We start from the raw sequence: 24,972 nt of genomic DNA, 5'->3' as shown, positions 1-24,972 counted from the left end.
TATGTCAAGAAGCATCTTAAAGATCAATATCAATAACGAGCTGGATGTGGTACTGGCCTACAAGCGGGCAAAGCAACTATCGGAGCGGTTAGGCATAACTATAGCTAACCAGACAAAATTTGCTACAGCCGTATCTGAGATCTGCCGCAACGTGGTAGAACATGTAGGCAGCGGCACCATACAGTTTGCCCTGATAGAAGTACAGAGTATAAACTATATTGAAGCTATAGTTAGTGACCGTGGACGTGGCTTAGGCAATATTGAATACCTGCTTAACCGTAACACCGGAGGCTCCAATACCAAAGGCACCGGCCTAATAAACTCACGGAAGCTGGTTGATTATTTTAACGTAGAGAGCGAGTTTGAAAAAGGAACGAAAGTTACCTTACGCCAGCGCCTCCCCCACAATGCCCCAACCGTTACAAAAACCGTTGCCGAAAACTGGATGCAGGAGTTTGACATGGATAACGTGTCCCCTTATGCAGAAATAAAGCGGCAGAACATGCAATTGCTGGAAGTGCTGGAACAACTGCGTGAGCGAAACGAAGAAGCAGAACAACAGTTAAAGGAAATCAGCAGGCTGAACGAGAAGCTACAGCAAACCAACGAAAGCATTCAGGAGCTGCTCGAGGAACGCGAAGAGCATAACGCCAGGCTGCAAAGTATAAACGAAGACCTTGATACCTTTGCCCATACTGTATCGCATGACTTACGGGCACCCTTACAAAACATCAACGGCCTGTCACATGCCTTGGCTGAGTACCTGGATTCGGCGCGGTTAGAGGAAGCTAAAGCGATCTTCCCGATGCTACGCCAGCAAACTGCCCGCATGGACCAGTTTATTTTGAGCATACTCTCCTACTCGCTGGCCGGGCGTAAAAATATCGTTAAAACAGAAACAGAATTACACCAGCTTCTGCAGGGTGTAACGGAACTGCTGAGCATACCGGAACACGTTACTATAATTTTACCGGAGCGGCCTTTAAGACTGCAAACCGAAACCATCCTGCTGCACCAGGTTTTTAGTAACCTGATCGGTAATGCTATTAAGTACCACGACCTGAAACAGGGCGCAACTATAGAAGTAACCTTTGAGCTGAAAGGCGACATGATCTACTTCTCGTTACAGGATAATGGTCCGGGCATACCTGCTGCTTCTCAGGGCGACATTTTCACGATGTACCATACAATAACTGTAAATAGTGCCGGCAATAGTACAGGCCTTGGCTTATCTATAGTTAAAAAGATCGTAACCGGAAAAGGTGGCAAAGTTTGGGTAGATTCGGAAGGACGTGGTACCCGTTTTACGTTTACCTGGCCCGCATCAGAAATAAAGCAACTATAGTTTTGTAACTATAAGAGGTAAAACAAAAGGGCCTGCAACATAAATGTGCAGGCCCTTTTGTATATGTTGTAAGTGTTTACTTAATTTTTATCGAAGAATTGCTGAAGCACTTCCTGAACGTCGTGTTTTGTCAGGGTTTTAGAGTAATGCTTTTTTACGCGGCTATAGTTCTTCAGGCGCTCCAGGTCATAAAAGCTTGCCGACGAGGTAAGCATCATAATGATCACATGATCTTTAGAATCCAGGTTGCGGCGCTGGTACTCATCCAGGAAAGAAAAGCCATCCATAACCGGCATCTTAATATCCAGGAAAATCAGGTCCGGGCAACGCTTGTCCGAAGCTTCACCTTCCGAACATGCCTCGCTCAAATACTCAATTGCCCCCTTGCCATTGTTAAATACCAGAATCTCCTTTGCCACCTGCATCTCTTCTAACAGGCGTTTATTCAGGAAATTTGTAGTATCGTCGTCGTCAATAAGTAGTACTAGATCGAGCATTGGCATAATGTTAACTTTGAGCAATAAGACTACTATAAAAAACCGTAAGCATTCTTATAACTGCAAATATCAAATTAAGATTTCCTAATTCAAAATTACTGTGTAAACTATAGCTAAAATCAGTATTAGTATCAGCAATTCGTATTTGTGGCAGGCGCCATACCTGTTATATGGTAGCCGTATAAGCTATGTTATCTGCTGAAGGGTTTTACCATAACAACAGACTTACTTTTTTTGTTTTTGGACGTGCGGTTGCGCCAGATGATGATCCCGCTTACCCAGAGTACGGCAGGCATCAGCCCGGTAATAAACCAGAGAATGCGCGTAAACCACCCTCCTATCTCACCAAAATGAATTGGTACAAACCAGTTGCGGGTAAGCTGGTGTCCAGCCTGTGCCGTATGTGGCTCGTAAGCAAACAGTATTTTACCTGTATACTGATCGATATAAACCTGTGGCCTGTACTCGGGACCTGCATCTACTTCAGCAGCATTCACTACTGAAAAATAAACTCTGTCTGCGCTGTCCTTCGGCATGATCAGGTTACGCTTATGGTAGCCAGGATACATGGTATCCATCATGTCCAGGGCCTGAACTATAGTTACCTCCGGCAGGTCGGTCCGGTATGTAGATTTTATCTTCTTTACATCCGGCGTTGGCTCTTCGGTGCGGGTAACAAAATCTACAACGGCCTGTACCTTTTCAGGGAAAGCAAAATATACCCCCGTGATACTTACCAGGAAAAGTGGTATGATGAAGTAAAAGCCGAATACTTTGTGCACATCGTAATTACGGCGTTTAAAGCTGGCGTTGGGTTTAAAGCGAAGGCCCTCTTTCAGCTGTTTCTTTTTATGAGGCAACCATAGATACAGCCCTGATGAAAGTAACACGATAACCAGCAGCAACGACGCTATACCGGTAACAGTGGAGCCTATTTCGCCCAGGGTTAGCTGACGGTGTATCTCCAGCACATCTTCGAGTATGCCGCGGCGCTTGGCCATTTCGCCCAGATACGCGCCGGTAGCTCCATCATAAAATACGAACTCTTTTTTACCCTCAACTTTTACAATGTAATTCTCGAGTTCGCGCAGCGGGAAAAGTATCGTTGAAACCTCGCCTCCAAACTGTGCTTCTGCTTTGGCAACTATAGTTCTGCCGTCTATAACCTTTGCATCCGGGTCAGCGCTCTGATATAGTTCAGAGTATAAAAGCGCCGTGAGCTCCGGCTGGAAAACGTAAACTGAACCTGTAATGCCAACTATAGAAAGTATAGCGCCGGCTGTAAGGCCAACCCAAAGGTGCAGTTGCAGGATCAGTTTTCTCATGTGGTCTTAAAACAAATCAGCGACACAACCGAAGCCGTGCCGCCAGATTTTAGCAAAACTATAGTTTATTCAGATTAAAAACGAACGCCAATGGTACCCTGCACACTAATTGGTGCGCCCGGCATAATTGCGGTCGCTGACTGAGAGCCATCGTAATATTTCACATTGGTCAGGTTTTTCAGGTTAATGGCAGCATGGTACTTCTGGTTGTCGTAGTAAACTGTTGCATCAAAACGGGTGTAACCTGGCAGCCTGAAGCTGTCGTTGGCATCAACCGGACGATCGCCGAAGCTTGTAAAACCACCACCGATACCAAGCCCTTTCATGGCTCCGTCCTGTAGTTCGTAGGTTGTCCAAAGGCTTCCGCTGTGCTTGCTCACCCCTCTGAATCGCTTCCCGATATTTGTCTCTTTGGTATCTTTTGTGATGCGGGCATCTGTATAACTATAGGTTGCGATCACATTCAGACCTCTTACAACTTCACCGGTTATATCGGCTTCAAACCCTTCGCTGCGAACTTCACCAACCTGTACGCTAAACGCATTATCCGCTGGATCTGTAACAGCTACGTTGCCACGGGTAATATTAAAATAAGCGGCTTTGATGTTCACCTTATCGCTGAGTAATCCCGATTTTATACCTGCTTCGTACAGGTCTGAAGTAGAAGGATCAAAAGTTTCTCCTTCTTTGGTACGGCCAACCTCCGGCTGGAAACCTTTGGACCAGTTACCATATACCGATAACGGACCTGCAATTTCGTAAAGCAAACCGATACGTGGGTTAAAAGCTGTACTGCGCTGGGTAGTAGTAACCGCTGAGAACGTATTTGTTTTCTTGTCCAGTGTCTGTCTGACATTTTCCAGTTCCCAGATGTCGTAACGTGCGCCCAGCAGTACTTTCAGTTTCTGGCTAATCGACAAGAAGTCCTGCACATATACTCCGTATAGTTGGGTCTTGTCGCGGTAATCATCTCCGAAGTTAAGTTTGGTAGGCTTAGGTTTGCTGCTATAGTTCGGATTGTAAATATTCAGCGTATCGTAGTTGCTACGGTTAAACCAGATATCAAACATAGAACTGGCTAGCTCCACTCCTATTACCGTTTTGTGCTCTAACGCGGCACCTGTTTTAAAAGTAGCATAGAGTTCGTTCTGTGTCGCATAGTTGCGCTCAAAGTTGTACTGGTCCTGCAGACGACGGATCACTTTAGAGTTGGTGGCGTCGTTCTTTGGAATGCTGCCGAATTCAACTACTTTTCTTTCTTCTGATGAATACGTGAAGTTGGAAGCATGGCGCAGACTGAAAATATCGTTAAAGCGGTGCTGCAGGTTATACTGGACCAGTCGGTTCTGGTGTATGCCTACGTTGTCCGGCTCGCCGATAGAACGGCTGGCAGGCACATCAGCTATTACGCCGTTAATGGCAACTATACCTCTATCCGATGCCTGGTCGTGATCTAGGTATTCAGCCTCAACGGTCAGGGAAGTTCTGTCAGAGAAATCGTAGGTAAAGGCCGGCGCTACAAAAAAGCGTTTGGTGGCAACAAAATCGCGGTAGGTATCGCCATTTTCATACACGGCATTCATTCTGTATTTCAGCGTTTTCTCATCATTCAGGGCACCGCCAAAATCTATTGCCGGGCGGTACTGCCCAAAGCTGTTAGCGGTTAACTGTATATCCTGGAAAGTGAAGACTGTGGGCTTTTTAGTGGTGATGTTTACCATACCACCCGGGTCGCTAACGCCGTAAAGTACTGAAGCCGGACCTTTCATCACTTCTATCTGCTGTATGTTAGCAGTTTCACGGAAGGTGCGCACGCTGTTGCGGAAACCGTTCTTAAAGATACTCTCAGTACTTGTTCTGAAACCACGGATCTGGAAAATATCGGTACGTCCACCAAAACCGGTTTCCATTGTAACGCCACTCACATTGCGCATGGCATCATCCAGGCGAATAACCTGCATCTGATCCATGGCACGGCGCGAAATGATCTGCACAGACTGTGGCACAGATTTTAAAGGCGCTTCCATTTTAGTAGCTGTAGAACCAATGGGCTGCACAAATTCACCGCTCTTGCTGGTAGTTACAACCACTTCATTCAGGGCTGTTGCCGACGAAGGGAGTAAAAAGTATTCGGTTATAGTTGACCCGGCTTCGACTTTTACTTCGTGCTTAATAGTAGTATAACCAACGCCAGTTGCAACAAGCGTATAGTTACCCGGTGCAATCGCTTTGATCACATATTTACCTTCTTCATCGGTAGTGGTACCAAATGCAGTGCCTTGCAGGGCAACGCTTATACCTAATAGTGGCTCATTTCTTTCAGAAACTATTCGTCCTTCTATGCGGCCATTGTTTTGCGCAACAGCTACGTAGGTAACAAACAGAAAAAAAATAACAGTAAGTAGACTTCGGGACATGATATATGCTTTCTTTATTTAGATTAATTCTAAGGAGCTACAAAAGTAAGGACCCGAAGGATAAGTGCAAACGTTTATTTAGATTTTTTCTAAATAAAGTCAGAAGGCACATTTTCAACTATAGGGGCGGCGTAACTATATCCTTTTCAGCACTTGGCAAGTATGTAGGAAGTATATCATCAAACTGAATAGACCTATTTATATGGATACATATAACTTAAAGCCCGAACACATGCGTGCCCCTAATAATCTGAGCCGTGAAGAGATACAGAAAAGCCTGGATGAACTGGATAGTAAAATAAAAACACTGCGCGCGAAAGTGAATGCTACTACTGCCGATTCCAACCATACGTATCATGAGCACATCGCCGCCCTGGAAAAGAAACGTGAGCTGATTGCCGAGAAACTAAGCGACACAGAAGATACCCAGGACAAATGGCAGAACCTGCGTAACGGACTGGACAACCTGAAGAACGATATCGAGAACCTATTTAAATAAACTACAGCTATAGTTTGCAAGGATCTGAAAATAAAAGCCCGGCTACTTTGCAGCAGCCGGGCTTTTATTTTATAGTTTATAGTTGCTTAACCAACTACAGGCTCTCTGAAACCAACCCAGGTAAAGCGCTTGATCACAAATTCAGGGTTGGTGAAGGATGCGTTACCAGCAGGGTTACCACCCGTTACGTGGAAGTCTGAGAAGCTGGCATTCTGGTTTACAAAGATACCACCTGTCAGGTTAAAGCTAACCGGCGTACCAGCAAGGCTCATCTCGTCCATTATCTTCTCTTTTACAACCGGGTCTGTGGTATAAGCGCCACACGATATGGCACCATGCTCACGTGCCATGTTGCTGGCAAGTTCAATAGACTGGTCTGTATCTTTTGTTTTGATAACCAGCATGATCGGGCCGAACAGTTCGCGGCTATAGCTTTCCTTGTTAGCAGCTTCTACTTCGTAAATAACCGGCGAACAGGTGCGGGCATTGGCAAACATTGGGTTGCTGATGTCGCAGGTTGTGAGCACGGCATTACCACCTATAGATGCTGCTTCTTTCACACGCTCCGTAGTGGCAGGATTTTGGATCGCACCCAGGATATGCGGACCAGCTTTCGGGTTATTTACCAGGCCGGTTACAGCATCCGCTATTTTCTGAACTACTTCTTCGTAAGGCACTGTTTCGCCACCTACTTTTATGCCTTTTTCCGGGATAAAGAAGTTCTGTGGAGCCGTGCACATCTGGCCGGAATACAAGCTAACTGAAAACGCCAGGTTCTGTGCTACTTTATCCAGGTCATCTACAGAGTCGAGGATAATAGAGTTAACGCCAGCCTTCTCCGTAAATACGGTTTTGCCCGGCAAGCTTTCGATGTAGTTACCAAACTCCGTTCCACCGGTATAGTCTATCAGTTTTACCTTCGGGTTCTCAGCCAGATCTTTTGTGATAAGGCGATCATCGGCATCAACAGCTAACTGGCAAATGTTCGGGTTCAATCCGTTTTCGGCTAACACCTTCTGCACTTCGGCTACAACTATAGCAATTGGCAATACAGCTTTCGGGTGCGGCTTAATGATGACCGGGTTACCTGTAACAAGGCTTGCATACATACCCGGCACTGTGTTCCAGGTCGGGAAAGTAGAGCAGCCAATAACCAGCGCAACGCCTTTTGGTACCGCTTTCCAGCTTTTGTTCAGCTTCAAGTTGTATTTACCCATCGGCTTTTCCCATTCTGTACTTTCCGGAAAACGGGTCTGCTCTTCGTAACCGGATGCAATGGCCTCTAACGCTCTGTCTGCAGCATGCGGCCCCGATGCCTGGAACGACATCATATATGCCTGCCCGGTGGTGTGCATGGTAGCATAGGCAATCTCAAAGAAACGGGCTTTCATGCGCTCCAGCGTTTCCATTAGTATAGTTGCGCGGTCAGCAGGCTTTACTTTTCTCCATTGATGAAAGGCTTCTTCTGCTCTGTTAACTAAAGTTTCCGGCGAAAAGAAGGGATATTTTATACCTAATGACTGCTGTTCGTAAGGAGAATCTTCCTGGCCTGCCCAGCTTTCCGGGTTCTCCTGTAGTAGCTCCTCGAACTTATTGTTTAATCTGGATGTATATTTTTCACGACCTTCTTTGTCTGCATTCTCACCGTATATCTCCGGAGATGGATTTTCAGGATAATGCGCAAAGAAAGTTCGCTCGTGCAGGGCACGTACGGCAGTGTCAAGTGTAGTTTGGTGTTTGGTTGCCAGGTTAATAGCCATAGTTTTCAGAATTATGCTTTTAAAATGATTGGTTATGATCCAACCTTGGAAAGTTACGTAAAAAAATAGAAAGGTTTGGGTGTTATTGGGGTAATTCGCCTTATATTTAAAAGTGTTTTTAGTGTACTTATTACGGTGACAGGTGCACTTCTTATCATCAACTTAAATTTTTAATTTTTGGTATAAATGTTTACCCTCCTCAAGGTGCCCATCCGCCATGGATGCATTGCATTCATCCTCTTTCTGTTGGCTTCGGCGCCAATCTTTGCACAGCAGGTTGGTTACGGTTCCCGCACCGTACCTAATACGGTGGTGTATAAACTAAACACAAACCAAACCCAAACACGACGCGCTACACCAAACAGCTCCTTACAGGTGGCACTTGCTAAAGTCAATGCGAAGGACGTTCACCAGAAATTTCCGAACAAAGGTGCTTCAAACAGTTTACGGCGCGCTTCAAAAGTTGATATAACACAGATCTACCAGGCAACTTATAGTTCAGAACTCAGCTTTGACGAAGTAAAACGCTCTTTGATGGCAACCGGCCAGGTAACGTATGTAGAGCCACTTTACCTGCGCGAACCATTCCACCAGGCCTCCGACCCGTTCTCAGATTCTACCAAAGTTACAGCCTACTACTTAAAGCTTATAAAAGCGTACGGCGCCTGGGATATACAACAGGGCGATACCAATATTGTTATTGGCATTGCAGATACAGGCTTCCGGATTGACCACCTGGACCTGAAAAATAACATAAAGTATAACTACGCTGACCCTATTGATGGCATCGACAATGATGGCGATGGCTACACCGATAACTATGCCGGCTGGGACTTTGCAGACCGCGATAACAATGTGAGTGCATCTCCGCGCTGGAAAAGCCATGGCATGAGTGTGGCCGGCGTGGCAGCAGCCACTCCCAACAATGCAACAGGTATTACCGGGGTCGGCTACAAGACTAAATTCATGCCTTTAAAGGTATTCTCATCAAATGCTGACGGAACATTTGGCGGTGGCTACGAAGCTATAGTTTACGCTGCAGAAAAGGGCTGCAAGATCATAAACCTGTCGTGGGGTGGTGAAGGTTATTCGCAGTACGAGCAGGATATTATTGACTATGTGGTGCTGGAGAAAGATGTTGTAGTTGTATCAGCGGCCGGCAATACCAAAAAGCAACTGAACCTCTACCCTGCTTCCTATAACAATGTACTGTCAGTGGGTGGCTCTGACAAAAATGACTATAAGTACAAGGATTATACCTGGAGCCACTATATGGACCTGATGGCACCCGGTTTTGATATTTATTCCACTACGGTAAATAACAACAACTCATATGCCTACAACTGGGGAAGCTCTTTTGCCTCGCCTATGGTGGCTGGTGCCGCTGCCCTGGTACGCGCCCAATTCCCTGAGCTAAATGCACAACAGGTGATGGAACGCCTGCGCGTAACAACAGATGATGTTACTACTTTAGCTGCCAACCAACCCTACGCTGGTATGATAGGCACCGGGCGACTTAACATAAAAAAAGCACTTTTGTCTCAGAATTTAAAAGCGATCAGGTGCACAGACTTTTTTGTGCAGAACCGCCGCTCAGCTCAATCGGGTAGCACCGTCTCCGTTGAAGCCTTTTTCCAGAATATTCTGAGCCCTGTCAGCAGCCCTTTGGTTACTTTAAGCACGTCATCACCTTACGTTACCATATCAAACCCCGAACTGCCTTTAGGAAGTATGGCAACGATGGGCCTTGCCGATAACCGCCAGAAACCTTTCCTGGTAACTATAGCTCCAGAAACGCCTCTTAATACTACTGTTGCCTTCAGGCTAACCTTTACGGATGGCAACTATACCGATTTCCAGTACTTCGAGCTAACTATAAACCCTGATTTCCATACGCTGGATGCCAACAATATGCGCATTACCGTTAACAGCAAAGGTAACCTGGGCTATAATGGGCTTAACTTTACGCAAGGTGCAGGCGTGCAGTATAAAGGCAGCAATACGTTATTGTTTGAGGGGGGCCTGATGATCGGAACATCACCAGAACGGGTATCGGATAACCTGCGCAACGCCAACTGGCAAAATGATGGTGACTTTACACCTGTACAACCGGCCCGCATTTACTACGATGGCCCGCTCGCAACACAGGAAGTACATGGTTTTATGCGCGATATCTACCCCTCTACCGGTACAGTTGGCGTGGAAGTGAAACATAAAACGCTTTCCTGGAACACAGCCCCGGATCAGGATTATGTTATCCAGGAATTTACGATCAGCAACCCGACAACAGATACACTTAAAAATGTAGCAGCTGCGCTTTTTGCCGACTGGGATGTAGGCGTATATTACCAGAACGCCGCCGATTGGGATTCCGCACGCAACCTGGGTTATGTGTATAACACCGCTGATCAGTTGCCTGTAGTGGGTATAAAGCTTCTTACACCAGATACCCCTATCTATTATGCCATAAACAACATGGGGAGCGCCGGAAGTATTGCTGTGGAAGATGGCTTCACAAATGCTGAAAAATATACCATGCTATCCGGTGGGGTGACCCGTACCAAAGCTAATGGCACCGGCAATGGCGATAACGTATCGCATGTGGTAGGTGGACATATACCTGTATTAGCACCTGGGCAGAGCCACACTGTTACTTTTGCCATACTCTCCGGCGATAACCTGGAGGCACTACAGCAGCACGCCGACGCAGCACAAATCAAATACAAGCAGATAAAAACCGGCCCTGCTCCAGTTGCGATACGGGAAAGTATTTGCCAGGGAGATAGTTATACCTGGACACCTGTTGGAGGTACTAACTATAAATTCTATGCTGATCCGGAAAAACAGACTTTATTAGATACAGGCTCATCCTATACCCTGAAAGATTTCAGCAGTAACACCACCATATACGCTACGAACGTAGATTCTCTCTTTGAGAGTGCTTTGGTACCTGCCAGTTTTTCATTGCCACTTACTCCTGAAGCGGGCTTTACGGCAAACGCTATCACATTATTTGCGCTTACTCCTGTTCAGTTTGAAGATAAAAGTATAAATGGTGCAAACTGGAACTGGGACTTTGGATTCGGCTCAACATCTACTGAACAGAACCCTCTTCACACCTTCCATATACCGGGTACACATGTCGTTACTTTAAAAATAACTGATGAAACCGGTTGCCTGCGTGATGAGATCACAAAAATCTATGAAGTACGTGGACCTTTATCAAAAGATAAAGCTAAGATGTATGCCCAACTAACAGATGTATTTCCAAACCCGTCAACAGGCCTGGTTCGCTTAAACTGGGCAGCAGACCCGACAGCCGGCACAGCTCCGGAAGTGTGGTTTAGTGACCAGATTGGCCGTAAGTTTCAGGTACCCGCAACCGGCGAGGACGCTAAAGAACTTCTGTTTGATTTTACAGCCATACCCAATGGCATTTACATTGCCCACATCACTTATAAGGATACCAGTTTTATCAAGCGCATTGTGCTAATGCGGTAATGAAAAACTATAGCTATCAATAAAAGAGAAGGCTTTACAGATCTGTAAAGCCTTCTCTTTTATTGATGCAGGGTTGATGTATCTATAGTTGCTACTCCATTATTAATGCTTTAAACTATAGGTTGTGTATCTTTCAAACCTACAGCACTCATAGCATCTTAAAACGATACTACGCGGCTTTAAGATCCGGAACAGGATATAAAGCTGCTTAACTATAAAGTTACCATTTGCTGTAAAACTATAGTTTATCATTGCTCTTCCGGACATCTGTGTCCGGATGCACTCTGCCGGGGACATCCTTGTCCCCTTTACATTTAACGCGGTCAAGGATGTCCGCAGCAGGCAAAGTTTCGGACTGAGATGTCCAAAAACAATTTGTCACCTTCAGCCTGACGGCTATTGCAAAACATCAAAAACTGGCCAACCTTTGGATTCTATAGTTTCCAATGTAAACAAAAAGGCCCTACCGATTGGCAGGGCCTTTTTGTTTATAGTTAGCAGCTAAGCTTATGCGTTAGCGTTTTGCTTGTGCTGTAAACGGATCAGGTTTAGTGCTGAACCAGCTTTAAACCACTCGATCTGTCCTTCGTTATACGTATGGTTAACCATAAACGCATCCTGAGAACCATCTTTGTGTGTTAAAACTACTTTCAATGGAACACCCGGTGTAAAGTTCTCCAGACCCAGGATATCGATCGTATCGTTTTCCTCTACCAGGTCGTAATCCGCTTTGTTAACGAACGTCAGACCTAACATACCCTGCTTTTTCAGGTTGGTTTCGTGGATACGAGCGAATGACTTCACGATTACGGCGCGAACACCCAGGAAGCGCGGCTCCATGGCAGCGTGCTCACGAGATGAACCTTCGCCATAGTTCTCATCACCAATTACAACAGTACCGATACCAGCTGCTTTGTACGTACGGGCAGTTGCAGGCACAGAGTCATAACCACGGGTCATGTCGTTGTAAACCTTGTTCGCCTCGCCGTTAAATGCGTTAATCGCACCGATCAGCATGTTGTTCGAGATATTATCCAGGTGACCACGGTATTTCAACCAAGGGCCAGCCATCGAGATATGGTCAGTAGTACACTTACCTTGTGCTTTAATAAGAAGCTTCAGACCTTTCAGATCCGTGCCTTCCCATGGCTTAAAGCCTTCCAGTAACTGCAGACGATCAGACTTAGGATCAACAGCTACCTCTACAGTGCTGCCGTCTTCAGCTGGCGCTACATAACCTGCATCTTCTACCGCAAAACCATTAACTGGTAACTCAATACCTCTTGGCTCATCCAGTTTCACCTGCTGGCCATCTTTATTAGTTAAGGTATCAGTAAGCGGGTTGAAAGTAAGGTCACCGGCAATTGCAAAAGCAGTTACGATCTCTGGCGACGCCACGAACGCGTGTGTGTTCGGGTTACCATCGTTACGCTTCGCGAAGTTACGGTTGAACGATGTGATGATAGAGTTCTTGCGAGTCGGATCGTCGGTGTGACGTGCCCACTGGCCGATGCACGGACCGCAGGCGTTAGCCAACACAACACCACCCATCTGAGCAAATGTATCTAACAAGCCATCGCGGGCAGTGGTGTAACGCACCATTTCAGAACCTGGCGTGATGGTAAACTCCGCCTGGGCAACCAGGTTTTTAGTTACCGCCTGCTCTGCAATAGAAGCAGCGCGTGTAAGGTCTTCGTAAGATGAGTTCGTACAAGATCCTATCAGACCTACTTCCAGTTTAGCTGGCCAGCCGTGCTCTTTTACTACAGCAGCGAACTGAGAAATTGGCCATGCCGCATCCGGAGTGAATGGTCCGTTTACGTGTGGCTCCAACGTAGAAAGATCGATCTCGATCAGTTGATCGTAGAAAGAAGCCGGATCAGCGTAAACTTCGTCATCAGCGCGCAGGTGCTCAGCAACTTCATCAGCCATCTGAACGATCTCTTCTCGGTTTGTAGAGTTTAAGTACGCACGCATGCTGTTGTCGTAAGCAAATACCGAAGTAGTTGCACCGATCTCAGCACCCATGTTACAGATAGTACCTTTACCGGTACAAGACATGCTTTCAGCACCTTCGCCGAAATACTCCACGATAGCACCTGTACCACCTTTTACAGTAAGGATACCGGCTACTTTCAGGATTACGTCTTTCGGAGATGTCCAGCCGTTCAGTTTACCTGTCAGCTTCACGCCAATTACTTTCGGGAATTTAAGCTCCCAGGCCATACCGGCCATTACGTCAACGGCATCAGCGCCACCAACACCGATCGCTACCATACCCAAACCACCAGCATTTGGCGTGTGTGAGTCAGTACCGATCATCATACCACCCGGGAACGCATAGTTCTCTAGTACTACCTGGTGAATGATACCTGCGCCCGGCTTCCAGAAACCGATGCCATACTTGTTAGATACCGAAGCAAGGAAATCGTAAACTTCTTTGTTTTCGCTGTAAGCGTCTCTCAGATCTGAATCTGCGCCTGTGCGGGCCTGGATCAGGTGATCGCAGTGTACTGTAGACGGAACCGCTACAGTAGGCTTGCCAGCCTGCATGAACTGAAGCAAGGCCATCTGTGCCGTAGCATCCTGCATCGCTACTCTGTCCGGAGCGAAATCCACGTAAGATTTTCCACGCTCATACGCCTGCGACGCCTTGCCCTCATATAGGTGTGCATACAGGATCTTTTCAGTCAGGGTCAGCGGTCTGCCAACTGTATTACGAGCAGCTGCAATTCGCTCACCCATACCGGCATAAACTGCCTTGATCATTCCTAAATCAAATGCCATAGTTTTGCTATTGTTAATGTATAAAATGCTTCTTTTCCGAAGTTCACAAATGTACGAAATCTGCAGGCTATTCAGCAACATTAGCTCGCACGAATATAACCTTTACACTATAAACAAGTTCAGGGCGTTTCTTGTTTGGCTTTTACAGATCCGATGACGTAATTTTACCCCATGAAACGTACCTATTCTAATACTTCTGCAAGGCTTATTTTGTTATTTACCTTGCTGCTAACTATAGGATTTACATCCTGCAACCAAAATAAAATGGACGCTGCAAACCAAACTATAAAAGCCGGTACCTGGCGCGTTGCCCTGCAACATGCCGATGGGGTAGAAATTCCGTTTATTATGGAAGCCGAAACCCGCAACGACAGCACCATTTTATACCTGATAAATGGCGAAGAGCGTATCCTGGTTGATGAGATCTCGACCGTAGGAGATTCTGTAAAGATCAGGCTCCACATATTTGATGCAGACCTGATCGCCAAAGTAGACGATGGTAAAATGGCAGGCCGCTTTGTACGCAACGATCTGTCTTATCCTTATTCAGTGCCTTTTACTGCGGAGCTCGGCAACACCAACCGCTTTAAAGCTGACCCGGCTGCTGCAAACTTTAATTACGATGGCAAATGGGAAGTAGTGTTTACCGACACAACCGGCAGTAGCTACAAAGCAGTAGGCGTTTTCGAGCAGGACAACAATAAAGTAACCGGCACCTTCCTGACTGAAACCGGCGACTATAGATATTTAGAGGGACAAGTGGATGGCAACCAACTGAACCTCTCTACCTTCGATGGTAACCACGCTTATTTATTTACAGCCACGCCGGTAGATGAGAACACGCTGAAAGGCAACTTTTATTCAGGTATGAACTATACCGAAACCTGGACTGCCAAACGCAACGCCAACGCCGCACTTGCCGATGCCAACACGCTTACCTTCTTAAAGCCGGACTACGAAAAGCTGGATTTCACCTTCCCGGACATAGACGGTAACGGAAACATTTCGTTGAGCGATGAGAAGTACAAAGGCAAAGTAGTGATCGTGCAGTTGCTTGGCTCGTGGTGCCCGAACTGTATGGATGAAACCAAATTCCTGGCACCTTATTATGACAAGAACAAAGACCGTGGCCTGGAGATTATTGGCTTAGGCTTTGAGCGCAGCCCGGAGTTTGAAAAAGCTGCCCCGCGCCTGCAGAAAATGAAGGACCGCATGAACGTGAACTATGACCTGACGGTAGCCGGCATTTCCGATAAAGAGGCAGCCGCCAAAGCCCTGCCCGCGCTAAACCACGTCCTCTCCTTCCCGACCACCATCTACATTGGCCGCGATGGTAAAGTTCGCAAGATACATACTGGCTTCTCAGGCCCTGGCACCGGCAAATATTACGAAGACTGGGTAGCTGATTTTAACAAGACGATGGACCAATTGCTGGCAGAGAAGATTTAATTACTGGTTGTTGATTGCTGACTAAAAACCTCCCCTACCCCCTCCTAAAACAGGAGGGGGTATTTTTTTCTTTTTTGCTGACGCGAGTTTGCAACTCGTGCTTTACTATGGTGTTGAGTTTGTAACTCAACTGGGCGGGACGCCCAACTATAGTTCATCACGAGCGAAAACACTCGCGCCACGCCGTATGCTAAAACTATAGTTCCGGTTTCCTCAACCTTACCAACCTGAACGTACCATTCAATGCGGCTGGCTCATTCAGTTCTATAGTTAGCGACGTATGGCTAACTATAGTTCCGATGCTACGGTTAATGTCGGAGAACAGAGTGGCTGCAATCTGGTTAAAGAGCCTGCGAACTATAGTTGGTCGCTGCCCATCCGGCAGAAACTTATCAAAAATCATAACCGTGCCGCCCGGCTTTAGTACACGTTCCACTTCCTTAATACAGGCAACCGGGTCTGGTATAACGGCGAGTATCAGGTGGGCTATTACTGCTTCAAAACTATTATCGGTAAATGTAAGCTGCTGGCCATTCATTACGCGGGCATCAACAGGAGTTTGCAACCTTGCCGCGCGCTGCTGGAGTTTGGCGATCATGCCTGGTGTGATGTCGATGGCAGTCAGGTTGGTGTACTTTTGCAGGTAAGGCAGGTCCAGGCCGGTACCGGCGCCAAGGATAAGTATGGCATCATCAGGTTTTGCATTCAGCAATTCCACAGACCGTTTTCTGTATTTCCGGAAGATTCTATCGGCAATCAGGTCGTAGATGGGCAGGTAAAGCGTGTATCGCAGGCGGTTCCAGGTATTAGTGTTCAAGCTCATTTTTTCATAGGTTATTTTGCATGTACAAAACTACCTATAGTTACACATCTCGGCCTTACAAGTTTAAAGTTGATATTTACAGATTTTCTGTGATTGAACTGGGATGAAGGAGAGTGTTTGGGATTATCAGGACTGGTTTATAGCTTGAGCTATAGTTCTATAGTTGCCGAAAGTAACTCTCTGCTGGCGCGGGTTTGCAACCCGTGTCTAAATATGGGGTCGAGTTTGTAACTGGCCCGACAGAGACAGCCATGGCAAAGGCTATAGTTTCATAGTTACTGTTGGTCCAACCACCCCCTAACCCCTCCTTACCTAAGGCGGGGAGCTTTTGGCTACTCCTCCATCTGTCATCCTGAAAGGAGCTTGGTAGAAGGGAGATAAGGCCTTTGCTATAGTTAGCGCTATAATTTTAAAGTTGCTATTTTAACCCACCCCTGCCCCTCCCGAGAGGGGAATTGCTGCTATTTTTGTGATGAGGCCATTAACCTATAGTTTCTGTTTAAAACCCAATTGAGTGCTGCTCACAAGTTCCGGGATATCGTTTCCACTTATCCTCGAAGGGCAATTTCTGCAATGGTTATAGTTTAGGCTAAAGTTTTATAGATATGAAGGTGTCTTCACTTGCTGATCTATAAAATCATTGCTATTACCTGTTCGAAAAAGCTTACGATATCTTGTCAATCCTTTAAACCTGTAACTACTGATTAAGACAAAATCAGCAATTATTTTTCCCGCTCTATAGTATAGGCGATGAGTTGCTCCAGGGATTGGCGCGATGGGTTATCCGGGAAGGTGTGTAGAATTTCGAGAGCTTCGGCGTGGTAGCGGTTCATAACTTCTACCGTGTACTCAATACCGCCAGATTGCTTTACGAAATCGATTACCTGCTGCACGCGCTTGTTGTCGCCGTTGTTGTTTTTTACGTTGTAAATAACGCGGCGCTTGGTCAGCCAGTCTGCATTGCGAAGGGCGTGAATCAGCGGAAGGGTCATCTTCTTTTCTTTGATATCGATGCCGACCGGTTTGCCGATCTCGGCGGTTCCGTAATCAAAAAGGTCGTCTTTTATCTGGAAGGCAATACCGACTTTCTCACCGAATAAGCGGGCTTTCTCTATCTCTTCTTTCGACGCACCCGCTGAGGCAGCACCCACGGCACAGCATGAAGCTATAAGCGAGGCCGTTTTCTGACGGATAATATCAAAGTACACGGCTTCGTCGATGTCCAGGCGGCGGGCTTTTTCGATCTGCAGCAACTCTCCTTCGCTCATTTCACGCACCGCATTCGACACGATCTTCAGAAGTTCAAAATCATCGTTGTTCAGCGAAAGCAACAAGCCTTTTGAGAGCAGGTAGTCTCCCACCAGCACCGCAATCTTATTTTTCCAGAGAGCATTTACCGAAAAGAAGCCGCGTCTATAGTTGGCATCGTCTACTACGTCGTCGTGCACCAGGGTTGCCGTGTGCAGCAACTCTATGAGGGCAGCACCGCGGTAGGTGGCATCGGCTATGGTTTCGTGGTATAGTTTGGCTGTGAAGAACACAAACATCGGGCGCATCTGTTTGCCTTTGCGCTTCACGATGTAGCTCATGATACGGTCCAAAAGCAGCACTTTCGACTTCATAGAAGCCCGGAACTTCTTCTCGAAAAGCTCCATTTCGCTTGCTATAGGCGCTTGTATTTTATCTAGGCGGCTGCTCATGTTTTGGTGCTGCAATATTACGGTCTCCAATAGTGGTTTCCAAACGTACAGGGGGCAAAACCGGGTATAATTGTTAAATTGCTGCCAATTGATCTCTTTAATACTGATCAACTACCTGCAAGATTGTAGTTTTATCCAAAAACAAAAACTGCACTTGCTGCTTTGCTATAGTTTTACCGATGGGAATAAACCAATGTGAGCATTAACAAATCGTCAAATTATCCCGTTTAAGCATCTTATAGTACAGTTATCTTATTTAAGTAATCTATGGCAAATACCCTTAAAGTTGATTTTATTGTTTATCCCGAGCATGGTCGCCCATTTACTGCCGATGCCGTTTACGAGCCAACTTCACAACCCAAGCCTGTAGTGATCTTTACGCATGGGTTTAAGGGGTTTAAAGACTGGGGGCATTACAATTTAATGGCGCAGTATTTCGCAGAGCAGGGCTTTGTATTCATAAAATTCAACTTTGCTTATAACGGCACCACCGTAGAAGACTTTTCAGATATACACGACCTGGAAGCGTTTGGGAATAACAACTTCAGCCTGGAACTCGATGATATGAAAGCGCTGATTGACCTGGTAGAAAATGTAGAAGGACCACTGCCTCATAATGAACTTGACCTGGACCATATTTACCTGATTGGCCATAGTCGTGGTGGGGGAACTGTTATACTTAAAGCGGCCGAAGATCCGCGTATAAAAGCTGTTGCTACCTGGGCGGCTGTAAATAAATTCGATCAACGCTGGGATGAACTTGAAAATGAAAAGTGGGAGCGCGAAGGTGTGCAATGGATAACTAACGCCCGCACCGGCCAGAAAATGCCGATGTATTACCAGATAATGGAAAACTATATTGCCAACAGACAGCGCCTAGAAATCCCCAAAGTGATACAGGACATGCAACAGCCATTGCTTATTTTGCACGGTAAAGAAGACGAAACATTGCCTATTCAGATGGCGCACGACCTGCACTCCTGGAAACCTGATGCGGAAATGCACCTGTTGCCCGGTGCCGACCACTCGTTTGGAGGAAAGCATCCTTATGAAAAGGGCGAATTGCCGGAAGCTGCCCGTGCTGCCGCTGACCTGAGCATAGCATTTTTCCGGAAACATGCCTAAACTATACCTGCTGCTAGGGGGCAACCTTGGCGACCGTACGCTATACCTGCAACAAGCCCGCGAAACTATAGCTAAGCAGGTCGGAACTATAGTTCAGGCCTCTGCTATTTACGAGACAGCCGCCTGGGGCAAAACAGATCAGCCCAGTTTTCTCAACCAGGTGCTTCAGGTCTCTACTGACCTTAGCCCGGAGCGAGTGCTGCAAACTATAAACACCATAGAACACGACCTGGGCCGCGAACGCCTGGAACATTGGGGAGCACGTGTTATAGATATCGACATTCTGTTTTATGACAACCTGGTGCAGCAAACCCAACGGCTAACCATTCCACACCCGCAACTGCATCTGCGCCGCTTTACGCTGCTGCCTTTACAAGAGATCTCCCCTGATTTAATACATCCGGGTTTAAAGCAAACTATAGCTGAGCTGCTGGAAAACTGCCCGGATAAATTAGAAGCCAAAAAGTTTGTGGAGAATAGTAATTGAGAAGTGCCTTCAGGAAAAGGCGTATTATAATATTGGCGGGTATTTGTACGGCTTTTTAGCTATGAATTTCTGATGCAACCATTCCTTAGCCTCATTTTCATCTTCAAATGCGCGTACTTCAAAAATATCTTTTAGCAGCGGTTCGAAAGCACTGAACGAATTTTGGCCAAATATGCCATATGACATCACATGCGCAAAGTGCTGCACACCTAATTCTTTAGCTTGCGGGGCCCACTTATAAGCGAGCCAGTTTACCCCTACTTCCCAGGGACCTACCAGTTCGTGGTTATTGTTAAGTATCGCAGAGCATGGCTTTTTCCGGAGCATGGCCAGTAACTGGTTACCGGCCATTATTATACTTTCCAGCGATTGTACCCCTATCCAATTAGCAGAAATAAAAGAATTATCAGCGCTGCGTTCAGCCTCAAAAAAGACATCCCCGTTTGCTTTCCTTAATTCTTTTTTATTCATCAATCCTATCAAATGCTCTTGCTATTACGCTGACAGAGCTAAAACGGCATTTAGTTCTTTATAAAATTTTTGATTTTAGCTATAGTTTCATCGGGGGCACTTAAATTAGGGCAATGGCCGATCGCCTGCATTTGCTCAAACTTGCTGCCTGCGATGTGCTGATGTACATAGTTACCAACAACTTCAGGCGCAATCACGTCTTCAGAGCATTGCAGGATCAGTGTATCTGTTGTTACATTGGCCAGGTCCGATCGGTTATCAGACAGGAAGGTAACGCGGGCAAAATCCTTCGCTACCTCTATGTCGCTGCTGCAAAAGCTATTCGACAGTTCTTCACCTAGTTCGGGTCTGTCAGGGTTACCCATAATAACTGGTGCCATCGTTTTAGCCCATGTTAAATAATCACTTTCCAGAGATTTTATCAAACCCAGTATGCTTTCTTCAGTAAAGCCGCCGGTATAATCTCCATCGTTAATATAACACGGAGAAGGGCCGATCAGTACGAGTTTAGAGAAACGCTCAGGCTGTTTGTTTGATGCTAAAACCCCTATCATGGCACTGACAGAGTGGCCTACATAAATAATATCCTTCAAATCGAGTTCTTCGCATATTGCCAGTATATCGTCGGCGTAGGAGTTTAAGGAGGAGTATTTAGCAATGGTGTAGGATGAGGTATCAGAAGCACCAAAGCCTATGTGGTCAAACAATACGATCTTATACTCATTCTCAAAAGCAGGCGTAATAAAGCGCCACATTTTCTGGTCGCAGCCATAGCCGTGGGCAAATAGCATCGGCTGCTGGCCATTTCCAAAAACCTTCACATTATGTATCTGAGTTGCAGTCATAGGTAGTTGTATAGATAGAACTTAGGTAAGGGCGGTAAAGGTACAGTAAATACATAACTATACCTATTCCCGGGTTTTCAATCGCCTTATATCACGTCACTTACTATATTTTCAGGTTTTCCTCTCGTCCAGTAAACAGTTTACTTATAAGTAGCCACAGGTTAGTAGAAATGCAGCTAAACTACTGAATCATCTACTGAAGCAGTTCAGGTAGAAGACTCTAATCAGTACATAATTTCTGTCAGAACTTTTCTTCTATACCCAATCCAAAGAGCGCATAATCATACTTCACAGGATCTAACGGGTCGAAAGCTCTGAGGTGATCAGTTAGTTCTTCGGCTGTCTGCCAGTTCATGCCTTTACGGGTTATCAGGCCCAGACGGCGTGCTACGCGCTCTACATGAACATCGCAGGGACAAACTAGGTCGGCCGGTTTCATTGTATTCCAGATTCCGAAGTCAACACCATTATTATCCTTCCGCACCATCCAACGCAGGTACATGTTTATACGTTTGCAGGCTGATTTGCGGGCCGGCGTAGAAATATGTTTTTTTGTTCTGTGAGGCGCATCTTCCAGGCTAAAAACAAGGTCATGGAAATGCATCAGCCGTTCTTTCTGCGTTTCAATCTTGTTGTGCTCACCGGTAAACGCAACTTCCAAGCTCTCATACCGGCTATAGTACCAGTTAAAAAAATGGATAAAGTATAGCAGGTCGGTGTCGTTGAAGGTCCGGTGTTTGAAACCTAAAAATCGTGGCAGGTCCTGCTCCTGGTGGTGAAGGATAAAGTCGTGAGGTGCATTGTCCATTAGGTCCATCAGTTTCAGGCAGTTATTAATGATGGTTTTTCGCTGGCCCCACGCTAAGATCGAGGCAAAAAATCCACTTATTTCAATGTCCTGCTTTTTTGTAAAACGGTGCGGTATAGAAACCGGATCGTTCGGAATAAAGGCTGGCTGGTTGTATTTTTCTACTCTGTCGTCGAGCAACGCTTTTATAGCGGCAATATCCTGCTTCATTGGTTTAAAGGTCTGTAGCTGCAGTATACGGCAGTTTACAAAATTATAAAACATACGGGTTTATAGATGAGATTTTGGTATGGTTCAGTTTATAGCTTTGATGTTGGGTGGTAGTAAGTACTTGGTGGTTTAAACCCAAATTACCTCACCCTGATCCTCTCTTAAAAACAGAAGAGGGAGTTTTGCTATAGTTTAAGTTATATAGTTGCTCTTTTTTGCTGGCGCGGGTTTGCAACCCGTGTCTAACTATGGTGTTGAGTTTTCAACTGGCCCGGCAGGGGGCAGGAATTGTAGTGGCGCTGGCTATAGTTCTGTAGTTTCGGTTGGTCCAACCATCCCTAACCCCTCCTTGTCTAAGGCGGGGAGCTTTCAGTTACTGCTATAGTTGAGGTATCGTTCTATAGTTGTTTTTTTAACCCACCCCTGCCCCTCCCGAGAGGGGAATTTTGGCTATAGTTGTAGTTAGAATTATCGTTTCATAGTTGCTGTTTGTCATCCCCCTTACCCCCTTCAAAGGGGGACTTTCTGCTGCTGCTCTAGTTTCAGCTTTAGTTCTATAGTTTCAGCACACGAGCAGGACAGGTTTACCTGTCCCTTTGAAACTATCAACCCGATAAAACTCGGAGCTTACCAGTTCAAACTATGGACAAACTATAGCTATGCGAAACTTCTCAGTCTTTGGGTTGAGCGCCTTGTAGATTTGCGGTGCTGAAAGCATTGCGACGCAGGAGCAAAGCAAATGTACATCGCGCGATGCCCAAAGACGAGGCCTCCCGGCCGTGAGGGCACCAAAGCTAAAGATGGAACAGTAGGCAAGTAAAGCTCCCAGGATTAAAGGGAATTTGAAAGCAAAGGCTTGGTTCTAGTTGCAACTATAAGCTGATATAGATTTCTCTCTACGTTCGAAATGACAAAAAAGGAATTATAGTACTATTAACTCGCTTAGCTATTACTCGGGGTAACAACAAAGAAACTCTAAAACTAAAAAGCCAGTTGCAGGGATGCAACTGGCTTTCCATAAATAAATTAAACCGCAATTACGGCATATAAGAAACCTCTACTCTGAATTTCTGGTCAACAGCGCCTAGCTTCTGATAAGCTTTTTTAGAGATCCGAACTACCACATTATTATTGGTGCCAGTCTCAGGTAATTTTCCGATCACACGTACATACACCACCTGACCGTTCATGGCATTTTTAACCTGCATGATAGTACCCACCGGGGCCGATTTATGTAATGCCAGGTATTTGTTTGTGTCTGCTTTCGGATCTATCATTTCGGCCATACCGTTTTCGATCACTTTCTTAACACCGGCAGCAGTTTCTGTTGTACCTGCTTCTTCTTCTCTTTCACTTACTGCTGGTGTAGACTCGGCTGGAGTTGAAGTTGAAGCTGTAGCAGGATTAGTGGATGCTGTAGTAGTGGCAGCTTTAGTTGTGCTGGCAGATGTATTCTTTGGTGTTACCGGGGCTGCTACGGGTGTAGTTGCCGTTGCTTTTTCAACTTCATCATCAACTTCCGGAACATAAACAGGCTTGTTGGCAGTTGGAACAGCACCTTTACCAACGATCAGGCCGGTACCGATTTCAATACTGTTATCAGCAAGATTATTCCAGGTTTTGATACTCTCTACGGATACGCCATGCATGCGCGAAATGCTGTAAAGAGTTTGCTTTGCTTCTACCACATGTATCTTCTCACCTTTGTTATTCACCGTAAACGTACGGCTGCTGGCAGTAGGTGCCGGGGTTTTAGGTGTAGCTACCGAATTAACCGCAGCAGACAAAGGTGCATTGCGCGGAATCAGTACGATCTGATCAACTCTTATGCTTGCCTCTACTGTAGGGTTAGACTCCACAATTTTGGCAACCGGCACCCCATACTTGCGCGACAAGGCATACAGGGTTTCTTTAGGCTCCACCTTGTGCTTCACAAAAAACTTACCGTTGCGGCGCTCTACTCCTACCGAGTCGCGCAGGGCAGCAAGGTTAAATGCCGAAGCTGATAATGAAAGTACCGGTGACAGTAAAAGTGCAAGTAAAAGTATGCGTACCATGGCTAAAAGGTAAACTATGTAAGACTATAAACAACTAAAATATTTCGTTGCCGGATAAAGTATAATTTGTGGTTAAAGATAATAAAAGTATCTGAACCTATGCCACTTAATCCGGTCGCAATGCGCTCTTGCAACTGCAATTCGCCATCCAAATTAAACACACACAGCGTATTATCTAAATTACCGGCTGCATTCTCTGTATAAAAACCTGTAAAAATGTTTTGCCCGGTTTCAGCATACTCTATTCCCTTAACCGGTTTCACGTTAAGCTGGTGCTCCAGAAAATCACATACTTGGTTATAGTATGGCTCTCCTTCCAGGTAAAGCATCGGGTAAGTACACGCCTGCGACCTGACCGCATTATGGTTAGCCACAGCTGCTGCACCGTTGTCCAATGACACGTTCTCTGCAACTATAGTTCCGGTTTTAGTTTGCAACAACTGTAAATTCTGCCCCTGTAAATTCAGGGCCAGAATGCCATTTGTAGTAACACCATAAAAAGCCAGTTCCGGTTGTTGCCAACGCAGGTTTGCAGTGGCGGCATCATAAGCAAAAATGCCTTTGTGCTGCCCAACCTGGCGATCGCCGTAGCCGTGCAAAAACAGCAGGCCCTCGAAAGCGTCTTCCAGTCCCAGCCACCAGTTTTTAGCAGCAGGCAGCGGTAGCTTGTCAAGCTTATAGTTGTCCAGATCAAGTGTATGGAAATCAGCAAGCAGCAGGTCGGCATCGCGTATTTCAAAAGCAAGCCGGTTAGCTGCTACATCCAATCGCATACGCCACACGGGCGCTCCAAAGTCGTATGTATAAAGTAACGGAAGTATAACTCTTAACTTTTTACTATATTCAACCAAAATAGCACATTTTCA

The 24,972-nt window shown here is 46.0% G+C and carries 18 protein-coding genes; 6 read left to right on the top strand and 12 right to left on the bottom strand.

Annotated features, from left to right (window positions below; genetic code table 11):
- The first annotated feature begins 1 nt into the window (after position 1).
- The gene (locus tag KYK27_RS12165) at positions 2-1,345 is read left to right on the top strand and encodes a sensor histidine kinase (RefSeq protein ID WP_199110325.1); all 1,344 of its coding nucleotides are present in this window, start codon (positions 2-4) and stop codon (positions 1,343-1,345) included.
- 80 nt (positions 1,346-1,425) lie between these two features.
- Here the strand turns inward: KYK27_RS12165 and KYK27_RS12160 are convergent, their stop codons facing one another.
- The 3 genes from KYK27_RS12160 to KYK27_RS12150 all read right to left on the bottom strand — a co-directional run bounded on the left by KYK27_RS12160 (position 1,426) and on the right by KYK27_RS12150 (position 5,584).
- Positions 1,426-1,842 (bottom strand): response regulator, encoded by a 417-nt coding sequence (locus tag KYK27_RS12160; RefSeq protein WP_233150422.1) that lies wholly within the window; start codon positions 1,840-1,842, stop codon positions 1,426-1,428.
- Between the two features lie 191 nt (positions 1,843-2,033).
- Positions 2,034-3,167, bottom strand: a complete 1,134-nt coding sequence (locus tag KYK27_RS12155; protein WP_199110323.1) for a PepSY-associated TM helix domain-containing protein — start codon at positions 3,165-3,167, stop codon at positions 2,034-2,036.
- Positions 3,168-3,241: 74 nt separating this feature from the next.
- On the bottom strand, positions 3,242-5,584 hold the full coding sequence (locus KYK27_RS12150; protein WP_199110322.1) for a TonB-dependent receptor: 2,343 nt from the start codon (positions 5,582-5,584) through the stop codon (positions 3,242-3,244).
- A 202-nt stretch (positions 5,585-5,786) separates the two neighbouring features.
- Here KYK27_RS12150 and KYK27_RS12145 point away from each other — a divergent pair, with 202 nt between their 5' ends.
- Entirely contained in the window at positions 5,787-6,083 is a 297-nt protein-coding gene (locus KYK27_RS12145) for a hypothetical protein (RefSeq protein WP_199110321.1), read from the top strand.
- Positions 6,084-6,169: 86 nt separating this feature from the next.
- Here KYK27_RS12145 and paaN read toward each other — a convergent pair whose 3' ends face one another.
- Positions 6,170-7,843, bottom strand: coding sequence for a phenylacetic acid degradation protein PaaN (gene paaN, locus KYK27_RS12140; protein ID WP_199110320.1), 1,674 nt, complete (start codon positions 7,841-7,843; stop codon positions 6,170-6,172).
- 186 nt (positions 7,844-8,029) lie between these two features.
- Here paaN and KYK27_RS12135 point away from each other — a divergent pair, with 186 nt between their 5' ends.
- On the top strand, positions 8,030-11,344 hold the full coding sequence (locus KYK27_RS12135) for a S8 family serine peptidase (protein WP_199110319.1): 3,315 nt from the start codon (positions 8,030-8,032) through the stop codon (positions 11,342-11,344).
- 507 nt (positions 11,345-11,851) lie between these two features.
- On the opposite strand, the gene KYK27_RS12130 is transcribed toward KYK27_RS12135, so the two are convergent.
- The gene (locus KYK27_RS12130) at positions 11,852-14,131 is read right to left on the bottom strand and encodes an aconitate hydratase (protein ID WP_199110318.1); all 2,280 of its coding nucleotides are present in this window, start codon (positions 14,129-14,131) and stop codon (positions 11,852-11,854) included.
- A gap of 171 nt (positions 14,132-14,302) precedes the next feature.
- Here KYK27_RS12130 and KYK27_RS12125 point away from each other — a divergent pair, with 171 nt between their 5' ends.
- Positions 14,303-15,580, top strand: a complete 1,278-nt coding sequence (locus KYK27_RS12125; protein WP_233150421.1) for a peroxiredoxin family protein — start codon at positions 14,303-14,305, stop codon at positions 15,578-15,580.
- A 196-nt stretch (positions 15,581-15,776) separates the two neighbouring features.
- Here the strand turns inward: KYK27_RS12125 and KYK27_RS12120 are convergent, their stop codons facing one another.
- Both KYK27_RS12120 and KYK27_RS12115 read right to left on the bottom strand, forming a co-directional pair.
- A complete protein-coding gene (locus KYK27_RS12120; protein ID WP_199110317.1) occupies positions 15,777-16,403 on the bottom strand; it encodes a class I SAM-dependent methyltransferase in 627 nt (208 codons plus the stop codon).
- 722 nt (positions 16,404-17,125) lie between these two features.
- The gene (locus KYK27_RS12115) at positions 17,126-18,103 is read right to left on the bottom strand and encodes a polyprenyl synthetase family protein (RefSeq protein ID WP_199110316.1); all 978 of its coding nucleotides are present in this window, start codon (positions 18,101-18,103) and stop codon (positions 17,126-17,128) included.
- A gap of 267 nt (positions 18,104-18,370) precedes the next feature.
- Between KYK27_RS12115 and KYK27_RS12110 the strand changes: the two genes are divergently transcribed.
- On the top strand, positions 18,371-19,228 hold the full coding sequence (locus KYK27_RS12110; RefSeq protein ID WP_199110315.1) for an alpha/beta hydrolase family protein: 858 nt from the start codon (positions 18,371-18,373) through the stop codon (positions 19,226-19,228).
- Positions 19,221-19,715, top strand: a complete 495-nt coding sequence (gene folK, locus KYK27_RS12105) for a 2-amino-4-hydroxy-6-hydroxymethyldihydropteridine diphosphokinase (protein WP_199110314.1) — start codon at positions 19,221-19,223, stop codon at positions 19,713-19,715. The genes KYK27_RS12110 and folK overlap by 8 nt, the downstream gene beginning before the upstream one ends.
- 24 nt (positions 19,716-19,739) lie before the next feature.
- Here folK and KYK27_RS12100 read toward each other — a convergent pair whose 3' ends face one another.
- From KYK27_RS12100 to KYK27_RS12080, 5 genes are all read right to left on the bottom strand, one after another.
- Positions 19,740-20,186, bottom strand: a complete 447-nt coding sequence (locus KYK27_RS12100) for a hypothetical protein (protein ID WP_199110313.1) — start codon at positions 20,184-20,186, stop codon at positions 19,740-19,742.
- A gap of 50 nt (positions 20,187-20,236) precedes the next feature.
- Positions 20,237-21,031, bottom strand: coding sequence for an alpha/beta fold hydrolase (locus tag KYK27_RS12095; RefSeq protein ID WP_199110312.1), 795 nt, complete (start codon positions 21,029-21,031; stop codon positions 20,237-20,239).
- Between the two features lie 241 nt (positions 21,032-21,272).
- A complete protein-coding gene (locus tag KYK27_RS12090) occupies positions 21,273-22,049 on the bottom strand; it encodes a TIGR02757 family protein (protein ID WP_199110645.1) in 777 nt (258 codons plus the stop codon).
- A 1,037-nt stretch (positions 22,050-23,086) separates the two neighbouring features.
- Positions 23,087-24,106, bottom strand: coding sequence for a LysM peptidoglycan-binding domain-containing protein (locus tag KYK27_RS12085; RefSeq protein WP_233150420.1), 1,020 nt, complete (start codon positions 24,104-24,106; stop codon positions 23,087-23,089).
- 14 nt (positions 24,107-24,120) lie between these two features.
- Positions 24,121-24,957 carry a DUF4905 domain-containing protein gene (locus KYK27_RS12080; protein WP_199110311.1) on the bottom strand — a complete coding sequence of 279 codons (837 nt, stop codon included), beginning with the start codon at positions 24,955-24,957 and terminating at the stop codon, positions 24,121-24,123.
- Between the last annotated feature and the right edge of the window lie 15 nt (positions 24,958-24,972).

Origin of the sequence: Pontibacter populi, from assembly GCF_019336435.1 — a bacterium.
In the GTDB taxonomy this organism is placed as follows: domain Bacteria; phylum Bacteroidota; class Bacteroidia; order Cytophagales; family Hymenobacteraceae; genus Pontibacter; species Pontibacter humidus.
Note: the sequence above shows the minus strand (reverse complement) of the source record. Positions and strands in the feature narration are given on the sequence as shown.

Coding starts and splice junctions, on each gene's coding strand:
- KYK27_RS12165 (WP_199110325.1), top strand. CDS start 2: ATGTCAAGAAGCATCTTAAAGATCAATATCAATAACGAGCTGGATGTG.
- paaN (WP_199110320.1), bottom strand. CDS start 7,843: ATGGCTATTAACCTGGCAACCAAACACCAAACTACACTTGACACTGCC.
- KYK27_RS12120 (WP_199110317.1), bottom strand. CDS start 16,403: ATGAGCTTGAACACTAATACCTGGAACCGCCTGCGATACACGCTTTAC.
- KYK27_RS12155 (WP_199110323.1), bottom strand. CDS start 3,167: ATGAGAAAACTGATCCTGCAACTGCACCTTTGGGTTGGCCTTACAGCC.
- KYK27_RS12085 (WP_233150420.1), bottom strand. CDS start 24,106: ATGGTACGCATACTTTTACTTGCACTTTTACTGTCACCGGTACTTTCA.
- KYK27_RS12100 (WP_199110313.1), bottom strand. CDS start 20,186: ATGAATAAAAAAGAATTAAGGAAAGCAAACGGGGATGTCTTTTTTGAG.
- KYK27_RS12145 (WP_199110321.1), top strand. CDS start 5,787: ATGGATACATATAACTTAAAGCCCGAACACATGCGTGCCCCTAATAAT.
- KYK27_RS12110 (WP_199110315.1), top strand. CDS start 18,371: ATGGCAAATACCCTTAAAGTTGATTTTATTGTTTATCCCGAGCATGGT.
- KYK27_RS12160 (WP_233150422.1), bottom strand. CDS start 1,842: ATGCTCGATCTAGTACTACTTATTGACGACGACGATACTACAAATTTC.
- KYK27_RS12135 (WP_199110319.1), top strand. CDS start 8,030: ATGTTTACCCTCCTCAAGGTGCCCATCCGCCATGGATGCATTGCATTC.
- KYK27_RS12125 (WP_233150421.1), top strand. CDS start 14,303: ATGAAACGTACCTATTCTAATACTTCTGCAAGGCTTATTTTGTTATTT.
- KYK27_RS12115 (WP_199110316.1), bottom strand. CDS start 18,103: ATGAGCAGCCGCCTAGATAAAATACAAGCGCCTATAGCAAGCGAAATG.
- KYK27_RS12150 (WP_199110322.1), bottom strand. CDS start 5,584: ATGTCCCGAAGTCTACTTACTGTTATTTTTTTTCTGTTTGTTACCTAC.
- KYK27_RS12095 (WP_199110312.1), bottom strand. CDS start 21,031: ATGACTGCAACTCAGATACATAATGTGAAGGTTTTTGGAAATGGCCAG.
- KYK27_RS12130 (WP_199110318.1), bottom strand. CDS start 14,131: ATGGCATTTGATTTAGGAATGATCAAGGCAGTTTATGCCGGTATGGGT.
- folK (WP_199110314.1), top strand. CDS start 19,221: ATGCCTAAACTATACCTGCTGCTAGGGGGCAACCTTGGCGACCGTACG.
- KYK27_RS12090 (WP_199110645.1), bottom strand. CDS start 22,049: ATGAAGCAGGATATTGCCGCTATAAAAGCGTTGCTCGACGACAGAGTA.